The organism is Pseudomonas sp. Pc102, from assembly GCF_018408275.1.
Taxonomy (GTDB): domain Bacteria; phylum Pseudomonadota; class Gammaproteobacteria; order Pseudomonadales; family Pseudomonadaceae; genus Metapseudomonas; species Metapseudomonas tohonis.
Genome location: NZ_AP021905.1, coordinates 3,972,321 through 3,988,686 on the forward strand (window position 1 = coordinate 3,972,321; position 16,366 = coordinate 3,988,686).

Below are 16,366 nucleotides of genomic sequence, written 5' to 3' on the forward strand. Positions count from 1 at the left end.
ACTTAATAGCAAAACGCGATAAGCCAAATAATTGACGACAAAAAAATACCACTTCTAAACAAGGGAATGCCTGCATCGAAACGGCTCTTCGTAGAGCACCGAAGCAGCACGCCGAAGCTAGAGCCAAACCAGGAGAGTCACCCCCATGAGCAGTGTCGTTGCAATCGTCAAGAGCGTTGTCGGCCAAGTTGTTGCAGTCTCCCCGGAGGGTGTGCAGCGCCAGCTCATAGAAGGTGATCGCATCTTCCAGGGCGAGCAGCTGGTCACCGGCGCGGCCGGCATGGTCACCCTGGAACTGCCTGACGGCAAGCTGGTCGACCTGGGTCGCGACACCCAGTGGAGCAGCGCCGACATCGCGCCCCAGGGCACCGACGAGAAGCCGGCCAGCCAGGCGCCCAGCGCCGACGAACTGCAAAAGGCCATCGCCGCCGGCGTCGACCCGACCCAAGCCTTCGAAGCCACCGCTGCCGGTGCCCCCGCCGCTGGCGGGGCGGCAGGTGGCGGTGCCGCCGGCGGCAGCCACAGCTTCGTCCTGCTCGATGCCACCGGTGAACGCGTCGACCCCAACGTCGGCTTCGAGACCCAGGGCCTGGCCTTCCAGGCCGCCGCCGATGGCGACACCCAGGACCCGCTGCAGAACGTCGCCCCCGAGTTCACCGACGGCTCCGGCGCGCCGATCACCACCTTCAACCTGGTCACCGACGAAGACATCCCGCTCAGCGGCACCTTCACCAGCCGTGACGCCAATGGCGACCTTGTGACCTTCTCCGTCACCCGTGGCCCGGCCAATGGCACCCTGGCGCTGAACCCGGACGGCACCTGGACCTACACCCCGAGCCAGGACTACAACGGCAGCGACAGCTTCGAAGTGACCGTGAGCGACAGCCGCGGCGCCTCCACCCCGCTGACTGTCAACGTCGGCATCAACCCGGTCAACGACGCCCCCGTCGCCAGCGGCACCTATGAGGCCAGCGTCGACGACACCGCCGCCGCCGACACCTTCGCCGACATCAAGGGCCAACTGGCCGCCACCGACGTCGACGACACCAACCTGACCTGGAACGGCAGCGCCAAGGGCGCCTACGGCGAACTGACCGTCAACGCCGACGGCAGCTACACCTATGTGGTCGACGCCGCCAAGGTGAATGGCCTGGCCCTGGGCGAGACCGCCAGCGAGAACTTCACCGTGACCGTGAAGGACCCCTCCGGCGCCAGCGACACCCGCGTCATCACCATCAACTTCACCGGCACCAACGACACGCCGATCGCCACCGCCACCACCGCGGCGGTCACCGAAGACCAGAGCATCACCGGCAACCTGGTGGCCACCGACGCCGACAAGGGCGCGACCCTGTCCTATGCGGTCGACGGCAAGGCCCCGGCCGGCTTCACCCTGAACACCGACGGCAGCTGGGCCTTCGACGCTGGCGACGCCGCCTACCAGTCCCTGGCCGAAGGCCAGACCACCACCGTCACCATCGCCTACATCGTCACCGACGAGCACGGCGCCCAGGCCACCAACACCCTGACCGTCACCGTCACCGGCGTGAACGACCCCGCCATCCTCGGCAGCGCCGACGTGCAGCTGACCGAGACCAACGATGCCCTGAGCACCGGCGGCACCCTGTCCATCAGCGATGTCGACAGCCCGGCCACCTTCGTCGCCCAGGCCAACGTCGCCGGCACCTACGGCACCTTCAACATCGACGCCGCCGGCAACTGGACCTATGTCGCCAACTCGGCCTTCAACGAGCTGAACGTCGGCCAGTCCTACAGCGAATCCTTCAAGGTCGTCTCCGCCGACGGCACCCAGACCAGCGTCACCGTGACCATCAACGGCACCAACGACGCCGCCGTCCTCAGCAGCGCCGACGTGCAGCTGACCGAGACCAACGCCCCGGCCACCGCCAATGGCGCCCTGACCATCAGCGATGTCGACAACCCCGCCACCTTCGTCGCCCAGAGCAACGTCGCCGGCACCTATGGCAGCTTCAGCATCGGCACCGATGGCAAGTGGACCTACACCGCCAGCTCCGCCTACAACGAGCTGAACGTCGGCGACAAGCTGACCGAGACCTTCGAGGTTTCCGCCGCCGACGGCACCAAGACCAGCGTCACCGTCACCATCAACGGCACCAACGATGCGCCGGTGGGCGTGGCCGACAAGATCACCCTGGCCGAAGACAGCGTCGCCACCGGCAACGTGCTGGCCAACGATACGGACGTCGACAACGGCAGCCTGACCGTCACCAAGTTCAGCCTGACCAGCCTGCCCTTCGTCAGCTTCAAGGCCGGCGAGACCGCCGACCTGGTCATCGGCAAGCTGACCATCAAGGCCAACGGCGACTTCACCTTCACCCCGGCCAAGGACTACAACGGCCCGGTGCCGTCCATCACCTACACCCTGAGCGACGGCAGCCTCACCAGCACCGCCACCCTCACCTTCGACATCACCCCGGTCAACGACGCCCCGGTCAACACCGTCCCCGGTGCCCAGTCCCTGAACGAAGACGGCAGCAAGACCTTCAGCCTGCTGAGCGGCAACAGCATCGCGGTGCGGGACGTGGACGGCGACCAACTGACCACCACCCTCTCCGTCGAACACGGCGCGCTGACCCTCGGCCCGCTGAGCGGCGGCGTGTCATTCAGTGGCAACGGCACCGGCAGCATCACCCTGGTGGGCAGCCAGGCGGCCATCAACGCCGCCCTGCAGGGCCTGAAGTACGTCCCGGCCAAGGACTACAACGGCCAGGACACCCTGACCATCAACACCACCGACGGCAAGCTGAGCGACAGCGACAGCGTCACCCTCAACATCAAGCCGGTGAACGACGCGCCGGTGGCCACCCCGACCAGCGAGGCCACCACCGAAGACGCGCCCGTGATCGGCGGCAAGCTGGCCGCCACCGACGTCGACGGCGACACCCTGACCTACAGCCCCAAGGGCGCCCTCCCCGGCGGCTTCACCCTGAATTCCGATGGCACCTGGAGCCTGGACCCGAGCCACGCCGACTACCAGCACCTGGCCGAAGGCGCATCCACCACCCTGACCATCAACTTCACCGCCACCGACGGCAAGCTCTCCAGCAGCAGCACGCTGACCATCACCGTCACCGGCGTGAACGACAAGCCGACCATCACCGCCGCCACTGCCGCCGCCAATGAAGGCGACGGCCAGATCAACGGCCAGATCGCCGCCGCCGACGTCGATGACGGCGCCGTCCTCGCCTTCAGCACCACCGCCAACGTCGCCGGCCTGACCCTGGGCAGCGACGGCAAGTGGACCTTCGACGCCAGCAACGCCGCCTATGATTACCTGAAAGGGGGCGAGCAACTGGTCATCACGGTACCGGTCACCGTCACCGACGAGCACGGCGCCACCGCCGACAGCACCCTGACCATCACCCTCACCGGCACCAACGACGCGCCGGTGGCCAATGCCGTCAGCGCCTCGGGCAACGAAGACCAGGCCGCGCGCATCCAGGTGAACCTGTCCGGCAGCGATGTCGATGGCACCGTCACCGGCTACACCATCGGCTCCGTACCCGCCAACGGCACCCTGTACGCCGGCGCCAACGGCGGTACCGCCCTGAAGGCCGGCGACAGCGTCACCGGCCCGGTGTACTTCGTCCCGGCCAAGGACTGGAACGGCACCACCACCTTCGAGTACAGCGCCGTCGACAACAACGGCGCCGTGTCCGCCAGCAAGGCCACCGCCACCATCACCGTCGCCCCGGTCAACGATGCCCCGGTCGGCGTCAACGACAGCGTCACCCTGAACGAAGACCAGACCGCCACCGGCAACGTCCTGGCCAACGACAAGGACGTTGACGGCGACGCCCTGGTCGTGACCAAGTTCAGCATCACCGGCCTCCCCTTCGTCAGTGCCAATGCGGGCGGGACCATCGACCTGCTGGGTACCGGCAAGCTGACCATCAAGGCCAACGGTGACTTCACCTTCGAGCCGGCCAAGGACTACAACGGCCCGGTCCCGAGCGTCACCTACACCCTGAGCGACGGCAGCCTCACCAGCACCGCCACCCTCAAGTTCGACATCACCCCGGTCAACGACGCCCCGGTCAACGCCACCCCCGGCGCCCAGACCCTGGCCGAGGACGGCAGCAAGGTCTTCAGCATCCTCGGCAACAACAGCGTCAGCGTGAGCGATGTGGACGGCGACAAGCTGACCACCACCCTCAGCGTCGAGCACGGCGTGCTGACCCTCGGCCCGATCCTCGCCAACGGCCTGACCTACAGCGGCAACGGCACCGGCAGCATCACCCTGTCCGGCTCCCAGGCGGCCATCAACGCCGCCCTGCAGGGCCTGAAGTACGTCCCGGCCGCCAACTACAACGGCCAGGACACCCTGACCATCAGCACCAGCGACGGCAAGCTGAGCGACACCGACAGCATCACCCTCAACATCACCCCGGTGAACGACGCCCCGGTGGCCACCCCCACCAGCGACAGCACCTTCGAGGACGCCCCGGCCATCGGCGGCAAGCTCGCCGCCACCGATGTCGACGGCGACACCCTCACCTTCACCCTGAACAACCCCGCCCCGGCCGGCTTCAGCCTGAACGCCGACGGCACCTGGACCTTCGACCCGAGCAACGTCGCCTACCAGGCCCTGGGCCAGGGCGAGCAGTTGGTCATCCAGATCCCCTTCACCGCCACCGACGGCAAGCTCTCCAGCGGCAGCACCCTGACCATCACCGTCACCGGCGTCAACGACGCCCCGGTGGTGAGCGGCGCCATCACCCACGGCACCAACGAGGATGCCGCCGGCCAGGTGATCGACCTCCTGGCCAAGGCCAGCGATGCCGACGCCAAGGACGTGCTCAGCGCCGTCAACGTCAGGGAAACCAGCGGCAACGACGCCAGCGGCGTGACCATCCAGGGCAACACCCTGGTGGTCGACCCGTCCCGGTACAACTACCTGGCCAAGGGCGAAAGCGTCGTGCTCACCTACGAGTACCAGGTCAGCGACGGCAAGGGCGGCCTGGTGACCACCAGCGCCACCGTCACCATCGACGGCGTCAACGACGCACCGGTGGTCAGCAGTGCCATCGCCGTGGACAGCAACGAGGACGCCGCCTCCTTCAGCGTCGACCTGCTGGACAAGGCCAGCGACGTCGACCTCAGCGACGTCCTGGGCATCAGCAACTTCAAGCAGGTCGGCAGTGGCGACACCTCGGGCGTGACCCTCAGCGGCAGCGGCCTGCAGGTCAACCCGAACGCCTACAACTACCTCGCCGCCGGCGAGAAGCTGGTGCTCACCTACAGCTACGACGTGGTCGACAACAACGGTGGCGTCACCCCCACCACCGCCACCCTCACCATCGAAGGCCGCAACGACGCGCCCGTGCTGGAAAGCACCGTGCAGAGCGGCGCCGTCACCGAGCGAGCCGACGGCGTGCCCGGCGAGAACGCCGGCAGCCTGACCGCCAGCGGCGACTTCGGCTTCAGCGACGCCGACCTGAGCAACACCCACAGCATCGGCACCGAGCTGGTCAGCGCGAAGGACGGCAACGGCCAGGCCGTCAACGTGCTGGGCAACCTTAGCGCCAGCATCAGCGATGCCGCCCAGGGCGACGGCCAGGGCTCCGTGCACTGGAACTACAGCGTCGCCGCCGGCGCGCTGGACTACCTGGGCGCCGGCGAGACCGTCACCCTGGTCTACCGCGTCACCGTCACCGACAGCAGCGGCGCCCCGGTCTCCCGTGACGTCACCATCACCCTCACCGGCAGCAACGACGCCCCGGTGGTGAGCGGTGTCGCCACCACCCTGACCCACGAAGACGCGTCCGCCTACAGCCTCGACCTGCTGCAGCACGCCTCCGACGAAGACGCCAACGACGTCCTCAGCGTCGGCAACGTCCAGCAGGTCGGCACCGGCGATGCGTCCGGCGTCACCTTCGATGTCGCCACCAACAGCCTGAAGATCGACCCGTCCAAGTACGACTACCTGGCCGTGGGCGAGAAGGTCGTCCTCAACTACAGCTACGAGGTCAGCGACGGCCATGGCGGCGTCACCAGCGCCAACGCCTCGGTCACCATCGAGGGCCGCAACGACGCCCCGGTGGTCACCGACACCAGCGTCACCGTCGACGAGGAAAGCATCGGCACCGCGCTGAACATCGCCGCCCCGACCGATGTCGACACCAGCAACGTCCTGACCATCACCGTCAGCGGCCTGCCCACTGTCGGCACCGTGACCCTGGCCAACGGCACCCCGGTGACCAACGGCCAGACCCTGACCAGCGCCGAGCTGCAGGGCCTGAAATACAACGCCCCGGCCGACTACAAGGCCGGCGACCCCGTCGGCGAGTTCAAGTACAGCGTCAACGACGGCACCACCACCGTCGAAGGCAAGGTCACCCTGGGCGTCAACCCGATCAACGACGCACCGGTGGCCAACGACGACTTCGGCGTCATCGCCGGCCTCAAGGGCAACTACTACGCCTACCGCGAAGGCACCGACGGCGGCAACCTGGAGAACCTCGCCGGCGTCACCGCCTTCATCGCCGGCCGCACTCCCAGCGCCACATTCACCGCCACCGAGCTCAACTACGGCAACGGCGTGTCCAGCAACCTGGGCGGCGACCAGCAGCTGCAGAAATTCCTCGGCGCCGATGCCGGCTCCCTGAACACCGACCCGGCGAACAGCTCGGACGCCATCATCCAGCTCACCGGCCAGATCAGCCTCGCCGCCGGCACCTACCAGTTCAGGGTGACCGCAGACGACGGCTTCAGCATCGTCATCGACGGCAAGGTGGTCGCCGAATACAACGGCAACCAGGGCCCGACCGCGCGCGAATCGGCCACCTTCACCATTGCCGAAAGCGGTGCCCACAACATCCAGATCGTCTATTGGGACCAGGGCGGCCAGGCCCAGCTCAAGGTCGAACTGCGTCCGGAAGGCGGCAGCTACACCGTGGTCGGCGGCAGCCAGCTGACCCAGGCCGGCAACGACGTACTGACCACCAACGAAGACCAGCCGCTGACCATCGAGCCCTCCACCCTGCTGGGCAACGACACCGACGTCGACGGCGACTCGCTGACCATCCTCAGCGTCCAGGGCGCCAAGAACGGCACCGTGGAACTGGTCAACGGCAAGGTGGTGTTCACCCCCGCACCGAACTTCAACGGCACCGGCTCCTTCACCTACACCGTGAGCGACGGCCACGGCGGCACCGATACCGCCACCGTCACCGTGGGCGTCAAGCCGGTGAACGATGCACCGGTGGTCGACAGCACCTCCCTCACCGTCGCCGAGGAAAGCGTCGGCACCAACCTGGGCCTGAAGGCCCCGACCGATGTCGATGGCAACCCGCTGACCATCAAGGTCACCGGCCTGCCGACGCTCGGCACCGTGACCCTGGCCGACGGCACCGCCGTGACCAATGGCCAGAGCCTGACCAGCGCCCAGCTGCAAGGCCTGAAGTACAACGCCCCGGCCGACTACACGGCCGGCCAGGCCGTGGGTTCCTTCACCTACAGCGTCAACGACGGCACCGCCACCGTCAGCGGCCAGGTCGCCCTGGGCGTCACCCCGGTGAACGACCTGCCGGTCGTGGACAGCGCCAGCCTCACCGTCAACGAAGAAAGTGTCGGCACCAGCCTGGGCCTGAAGGCACCGACCGACGTCGATGGCGACGCCCTGACCATCAAGGTGACCGGCCTGCCGACCCTCGGCACCGTGACCCTGGCCGACGGCACCGCCTTGACCAACGGCCAGACCCTGACCAGCGCCCAGCTGCAGGGCCTGAAGTACAACGCACCAGCCGACTACACCGCCGGCCAGGCCGTGGGCTCCTTCACCTACAGCGTCAACGATGGCACCGCCACCGTCAGCGGCCAGGTCGCCCTGGGCGTGAACCCGGTGAACGACCTGCCGGTCGTGGACAGCGCCAGCCTCACCGTCAACGAAGAGAGCGTCGGCACCGACCTTGGCCTCAAGGCCCCGACCGATGCCGATGGCGACGGCCTCACCATCACCGTGACCGGCCTGCCGATCCTGGGCAGCGTGACCCTGGCCGACGGCACCGCCCTCACCAACGGGCAGACCCTGACCAGCGCCCAGCTGCAGGGCCTGAAGTACAACGCACCGGCCGACTACGCCGCCGGCCAGGCCGTGGGCTCCTTCACCTACAGCGTCAACGATGGCACCGCCACCGTCAGCGGCCAGGTCGCCCTCGCGGTGAACCCGGTCAATGACCTGCCGGTGGTCAACGACACCACGGTGAGCCTGGACGAGGACACCACCCTCGACAGCCGACTCAATGCCACCGATGCCGATGGCGACACCCTCACCTACACCCTCAAATCCGGCACCAGCAACGGTACGCTGGTGCTCGACACCGCCACCGGTGAGTACAGCTACAAGCCCAACGCCAACTACAACGGCCCGGACTCCTTCACCGTCACCGTCAACGATGGCAAGGGCGGCATCGTCGACACCGTGGTGCGCATCACCGTCAACCCGGTCAACGACGTACCGACCGCCAGCCCGCTGAACCTGACCACGGTCGAGGACAACGCCGTCACCGCCAAGATCGATGCCCGCGACGTGGACGGTGACACCCTCACCTACACCATCGCCAACGGCAACGGCCCGCAGCACGGCACCGTCACGCTCAACCCCGACGGCACCTTCTCCTATATGCCGGGCAAGGACTACAACGGCACCGACGCCTTCACCGTCACCATCAGCGACGGCAAGGGCGGCGTGACCACCAGCCAGGTCAACATCGACATCGCACCGTTCAACGACGCGCCGGAAACCGCCAACCAGGCCAAGGAAACCGACGAAGACAAGAGCGTCAGCGGCCAGATCCTCGCCACCGATGTGGACGGCGACAAGCTGAGCTACGTGATCCAGTCCGGCGTGGCCCACGGCTCGATCCTGCTCAACACCGTCACCGGCGAATACACCTACACGCCGAACAAGAACTACAACGGCACCGACTCCTTCACCATCCGGGTCTACGATCCGAAGGGCGGCTATGCCGACTCCGTGGTGACCGTCAAGGTGAACCCGGTCAACGACGCACCGACCTCCGGCCCTCTGTTCCTGACCACGGTCGAAGACAACGCCGTCACCGCCAAGATCGATGCCCGCGACGTGGACGGTGACACCCTCACCTACACCATCGCCAACGGCAACGGTCCGCAGCACGGCACTGTCACGCTCAACCCCGACGGCACCTTCTCCTATATGCCGGGCAAGGACTACAACGGCACCGACGCCTTCACCGTCACCATCAGCGACGGCAAGGGCGGCGTGACCACCAGCCAGGTCAACATCGACATCGCACCGTTCAACGACGCGCCGGAAACCGCCAACCAGGCCAAGGAAACCGACGAAGACAAGAGCGTCAGCGGCCAGATCGTCGCCACCGACGTGGACGGCGACAAGCTGAGCTACGTGATCCAGTCCGGCGTCGCCCACGGCTCGATCCTGCTCAACACCGCCACCGGTGCGTACACCTACACGCCGAACAAGGACTTCAACGGCACCGACTCCTTCACCATCCGGGTCTACGATCCGAAGGGCGGCTATGCCGACTCCGTGGTGACCGTCAAGGTGAACCCGGTCAACGACGCACCGACCTCCGGCCCGCAGTTCCTGACCACCGACGAGGACACCCCGATCGACGGCCGCGTGACCGCCCGTGACGTGGACGGCGACACCCTCACCTACAGCGTCGCCAACGGCAACGGCCCGCAGCACGGCACCGTGGTGATGAACGCCGACGGCACCTACACCTACCAGCCGGCCAAGGACTTCAACGGCACCGACTCGTTCACCGTCACCATCAGCGACGGCCACGGCGGCACCACCACCAGCCTGGTCAGCGTCCTCATCAACCCGGTCAACGACGCCCCGAATGCCCCGAACAGCACCGCCAGCGTCGACGAGGACGGCACCCTCACCAGCCGCATCACCGCCACCGATGCGGAAGGCGACAGCCTCACCTACACCCTGAAGACCGGCACCGCCAACGGCACCCTGGTGCTCGACCCCAACACCGGCGAGTACACCTACAAGCCCAACGGCGACTACAACGGGCCGGACAGCTTCGTGGTCACCGTCAGCGACGGCAAGGGCGGTGTCACCGACACCGTGGTCAACATCACCGTCAACCCGGTCAACGATGCCCCGACCGCCGTCAACGACACCGCCGCCACCCTGGAAGACACCGCCGTCACCATCGACGTGCTGGCCAACGACCGCGACATCGACGGTGACAGCCTGACCCTGACCGGCGCCAACGCGCAGCACGGCAGCGTCAGCATCGTCGACGGCAAGCTCGTCTACACCCCCACCGGCAACTACAGCGGTGCAGACACCATCACCTACACCGTCACCGACGGTAAGGGCGGCAACAGCACCGCCACCGTCCAGGTCGGCATCCAGGCCGTGGCCGATGCCCCGAACCTCGGCGCCCAGGCCCCGAGCGGCAACCCCGCGGCCACCGGCCTGCTGCAACAGAGCTGGAACAACCTGGCCCTGGGCAGCGGCGGCAACGGTGCCAACCCGGCGACCCTCAAGAGCACCATCGACGCCGCCGGCACCCCCGCCAGCAGCGGCAACCTGGCCGATGCCCACATCGACAGCGTCAACGCCGGCGTGGCCAACAAGCTCTCCGGCCTGATCTACCTCGAAGCCGGCCAGACCTACACCTTCAGCGGCTCGGGCGACGACAGCGTGCTCGTCTCCGTGGGTGGCACCACCGTGGCCAACGCCACCTGGGGCGGCTCCAATGGCCAGTTCAGCGGCAGCTACACCGCCCAGCAGAGCGGCTACTACACCCTGGACATCTACCAGCACAACCAGAGCGGCCCGGGCACCCTGGACGTCAACGTCAAGGTCGGCAACGGCCCGGTGCAGGACCTGTCCAGCGCCAACGTGCAGCTCTACACCAAGCCCAGCGACCTAGCCGGCAACGGCCTGCACCTGTCGGACCTGCATGGCAGCGACGGCAAGGGCTACTACCAGCTCTACAACGTCAACGAAGGTGACGAGGACAGCAGCATCCCGCTGTCGCGCCTGACCGCCTCGCTGAAGGACACCGACGGCTCGGAGAGCCTCTCCGTGGGCATCTCGCAGATCCCCGAGGGCGCCACCCTGACCGACGGCGTGAACAGCTTCACCGCCACCAGCGGCAACACCAGCGCGAACGTCACCAACTGGAACCTGGGCAACCTGAGCATCACCCCGCCGGCCAACTACAACGGCACCTTCGACCTGAAGGTCACCGCCACCGCCACCGAAGGCGCCAACGGCGACAAGGCCAGCTCCAACCTGACCATGCCGGTGACCGTGCATGCCGTGAATGATGCGCCCACCAGCGCCGACAACACCGTCAGCACCGACGAAAACACTCCGCGCAGCTTCACCAGCGGCGAGTTCGCCTTCCACGATGTCGACACCGGCGACAGCCTCAAGGCCATCCGCATCAACAGCCTGCCGGCCAGCGGTAGCCTGAGCCTGGGCAACGAAGCCGTCACCGTAGGCATGATCATCACCGCGGCGCAGATCGCCTCCCTGGTCTACACCCCGGCGGCCAATGCCAGCGGCAACAGCAGCTTCAGCTTCTCGGTGCAGGACCAGAGCGGCGCCTTCTCCCCGCCCAACACCATGACCATCCAGGTCGCGGCGGTGGACAGTGCCCCCGGCCTGGCCAACAGCACCGTGAGCTTCGCCGAGAACATCGCCTCCGGCAGCACCATCGCCGACCTCAGCGACCGCTTCACCGGCACCGACCAGGACCGTGACGGCGAGCCGCTGTTCTACAGCATCACCGGTGGCAACAACGACGGCCTGTTCACCATCAACTCCAGCACCGGCGTGATCACCCTGGCCAGCGGCAAGACCCTGGACTACGAGACCGCCACCCAGCACCAGCTGCAGGTCACCGCCACCGACGGCAAGACCCCGGCGACCGCGACCGTCACCGTCAACGTCACCAACGTCAACGACAACGGCGTGGTCATCACCGACAGCAACGCAGCGACCAACACCGTTGCCGAGAACGCTGCCAACGGCTCCACCGTGGGTCTCACCGTACTGGGAACCGATGCCGACACCGGCGCCACCATCACCAAGTACGAGCTCACCGACAACGCCGGTGGCCGCTTCGCGATCAACGCCACCACCGGTGTGGTCACCGTGGCCGACGGCAGCAAGCTCGACTACGAGAGCGCCACCAGCCACAACATCACCGTAAAAGTGACCAGCTCCGATGGCAGCACCAACACCCAGGTGTTCACCATCAACCTGAGCAACGTCAACGACAACGGCGTGGTCATCACCGACAGCAACGCCGCCGCCAATACCGTGGCCGAGAACGCCGCCAACGGCTCCACCGTCGGCCTCACCGTACTGGGCACCGACGGCGACACCGGCGCCACCATCACCAAGTACGAGCTCACCGACAACGCCGGTGGCCGCTTCGCGATCAACGCCACCACCGGTGTGGTCACCGTGGCCGACGGCAGCAAGCTCGACTACGAGAGCGCCACCAGCCACAACATCACCGTAAAAGTGACCAGCTCCGATGGCAGCACCAACACCCAGGTGTTCACCATCAACCTGAGCAATGTGAACGACAACGGCGTGGTCATCACCGACAGCAACGCCGCCGCCAATACCGTGGCCGAGAACGCTGCCAACGGCTCCACCGTGGGTCTCACCGTACTGGGCACCGACGGCGACGCCGGGACGACCATCACCAAGTACGAGCTGACCGACAACGCCGGTGGCCGCTTCGCCATCAACGCCACCACCGGCGTGGTGACCGTCGCCGATGGCAGCAAGCTCGACTACGAGGCCGCCACCAGCCACAACATCACCGTCAAGGTCACCAGCTCCGATGGCAGCACCAACACCCAGGTGTTCACCATCAACCTGAGCAATGTGAACGACAACGGGGTGACCCTCACCGACGCCAACTCCGCAACCAACCAGGTCAACGAGAACGCCACCAATGGCACCACAGTCGGCCTGACGGCACTGGGCGTTGACGGCGATGCCGGCACCACTGTGACCTACTCGCTGACCGACAACGCCGGCGGCCGCTTCGCCATCAACGCCACCACCGGCGTGGTGACCGTCGCCGACGGCAGCAAGCTGAACTATGGGGCCGCCGCCAGCCACACCATCACCGTGCTGGCCACCAGCTCCGATGGCAGCACCAAGACCCAGGACTTCACCATTGCCGTCAACGACGTCAACGAAGCCCCGGTGGTGGTCGCAGGCGCTGCCGTCACCGGCGCCGAGGACACCAACTACGTCTTCAGCTGGAGCGACTTCAAGGTCAGCGACGTCGATGCCAACAGCAGCCTGTCGATCAAGGTCGAGAGCCTGCCGGGCGAAGGCAAGCTGCAGGTCAAGTCGGGCAACAGCTGGGTCGATGTCAGCGCCAACACCACCGTCACCAAGGCGGTGGTCGACGCCGGCGGCCTGCGCTTCGTACCGGACAGCAACGAATCCGGCCACGACAGCTTCGGCAGCGCGAACAGCGGTGTCGGCCTGAACAAGCAGACCTATGCCGAGTTCAAGTACAGCGGCAGCGACGGCACCCTCAGCACCGCCAGCAGCACCATGAGCATCGACATCGCGCCAGTGGCCGACGTCCCGACGCTCACCGTCAAGTCGGCGGCGACTGCCAACCTGTTCACCACCACCTGGGAAAGCGCGCCGAACAGCGACAGCACCTCCCAGGACGTCACCAGCGCCACCTTCGAGAACTGGAGCCTGGTCACCACCGGCGACAAGCTCTCCGGCGGCAAGAACGTGTTCGAGGTCTGGGCCAACGGCGACAGCATGCAGAACCAGGCCGGCAACATGGTCAACGTCAAGCTGCAGGGCACCGGCAACAACGACGCCCTGGAACTCAACGACGCCGGCGGCAGCATGTCGCAGACCCTGGGCGTGACCCGCAACGTCGCCACCGAGGTCGGCAAGGTCTACGAGTTGAACCTGGACTACGCCGGTCGCCTGGGCTTCGACACCAGCTTCACCAAGATCGCCGTCTACCTCGGCAGCACCCTGGTGGGCGAATACGCCTCCACCAGCAGCCAGACCAGCCTGAACTGGGAGAACATCCACTTCAGTTTCGTCGGCACCGGCAACACCGAGGCCCTGACCATCAAGCTGGCCGGCACCTCCACCGACTCCAGCGGTCGTGGCGCGCTGATCGACAACATCACCCTCACCTCGTCCCAGGGCGTGGTGGCCGGCGATGGCGGAGTCAGCGGCAAGACCAGCATCGCCCTGGCCAACTACATCGGCGGGTCGCTGACCGACACCGACGGTTCCGAGAGCCTGAGCTACCAGTTGAGCAACCTGTCCAACGGTTCGACCATCGTCATCGGCGGCACCACCCTCAGCGCGGTCAACGGCGTGTACACACTCACTGCTGCACAACTGGCCACCGCCAAGCTGCAGGTGTCCGGTGACGTGCGCGGCGACATCGGCCTGGACGTCAAGGCGGTCAGCACCGAACCCAACGGCAGCACTGCCAGCACGGCGTCCCAGCACCTGACGCTGAACATCGTCGATGGCGGCGTGGAGCACACCAGCTACACCACCAACACCATCACCATGGCCGACGCCACCGGCACCACCAGCCTGGGTGGCGGCTTGACCGGCGAGTACTGGGGCTACAGCGAGAACGGCACCAGCCGGCCGAACCTCACCACCCTGAGCCAGGTCGAGAACTACATCGAGGGCCGCTCCGGCAACAACAGCAGCCTGGTGGGTTCCAACACCAACGCGGCGAATGGCTCGGTCAACGCCACCTTCATCGCCAATGTCATCGACTACGGCCTGAAGAACGGCAACCCGGTGTTCAGCGACGACCTGGGTGACAACCGCACCGTCAACAGCGGCACCACCATCGGCACGTCCGGCAACAGCCAGAACAACCTGTACGACTTCCTCACGGCGGCCAGTACCGGCAACGTCTCCAGCCTCAAGGCCGGCGGGGCGAACCTGGGTGACACCAGTGACGCCATCATCCGCGCCCACGGCTTCATCGACGTCGGCAACGGCGGAACCTACGACATCCGCATCACGGCGGACGACGGTTACCGCCTGCTGATCGATGGCCAGGACGTCGCCAACGCCGACAAGATCCAGTCCACCACCACCGACACCTACAAGAACGTCAGCCTCACCGGCGGCTTGCAGGCACTGGAACTGCTGTACTGGGACCAGGGCGGCTCCGCCACCCTGAAGGTCGAGCTCAAGCCCAGCGGCAGCGATGACTCGGCGTACAAGACCCTCGGTACCGGCGACTACCAGCTGTTCCAGGCCACCACGCTGTCCAGCGGCCAGGAATTCGTGGAAACCAGCACCGGCTGGGCGGTTCACACCATCCAGACCACCAACGGCACCGAAGCCAGCGACCTGATCAACGGCAGCAAGTACTCCGACATCATCAATGGCGGCAACGGCCACGACGTGCTCTACGGCAACGGCGGCAACGACCTGCTCAATGGTGGCGACGGCAACGACCTGCTGATCGGCGGCATCGGCAACGACATCCTCACCGGTGGCGCGGGCGCCGACGTCTTCATGTGGAAGGCGGGCGATGTCGGCAATGACGTGATCAAGGACTTCAACGCCGCCCAGGGCGACCGCATCGACCTCAGCGACCTGCTGCCCGATGCCGCGCACTCCGGCAATCTCCTCGATTACCTCAAGGTCGACACCGCCACCAGCACCCTGCAGGTGAGCACCACCGGCAACGTCAACAACGGCGCCGACGTGACCATCAAGCTCGAAGGCGTGGACCTGACCCAGTACGGGTCCTCCTCCTCGCAGATCGTCAGCTCGCTGGTCGCAGGCTCCGATCCGCTGGTCAAGACCGAGCACCACTGATCCGCAACGCCCCTCCCCGCCGCCGCGAACCGGCGGCGGGGAGGCGGTCGGATCGCCACTGCCATTTTCCCCGCCTCCCTGCGCGTGTAGATTGCGCAGGTCTGCTCATGTCCTCAGGAAAGGGGGTTCCCCATGCTCTACGTTCAACAAGACGACCAGGGTCAACTGGTGCGTGTGGAAGCGGCCGAGTTCGAAGGCTCCACCGGCATGCTCCCCGCCGACGACCAGCTCGTGCTGGCCTGGTACTCCAACCAGACGGTCGAGGCCAGCCTGCTGCAGCTCAAGCAGAGCGACCAGGAAATGATCCGCGTACTGGAAGACCTCATCGGCCTGCTGATGACCAAGGGCGTGATCCGCATCACCGACCTGCCCCAGGCCGCACAATCCAAGCTGCTCAGCCGCAACCAGGCACGCGAGGCCCTGGGCGGCCTGAACCGCCTGATCAACGACGAGGAGTCCGGCGTCATCTGA

Annotated in this window: 2 protein-coding genes; both read left to right on the forward strand. The window is 66.5% G+C overall.

From position 1 onward, the window contains the following. Nucleotides 1-145 precede the first annotated feature (145 nt). Nucleotides 146-15,895: a retention module-containing protein gene (locus PHLH3_RS18150; RefSeq protein ID WP_213625241.1), complete on the forward strand. Its 15,750-nt coding sequence runs from the start codon at nt 146-148 to the stop codon at nt 15,893-15,895. A 132-nt stretch (nt 15,896-16,027) separates the two neighbouring features. Next, the gene (locus PHLH3_RS18155) at nt 16,028-16,366 is read left to right on the forward strand and encodes a tryptophan synthase subunit beta (RefSeq protein ID WP_213625242.1); all 339 of its coding nucleotides are present in this window, start codon (nt 16,028-16,030) and stop codon (nt 16,364-16,366) included.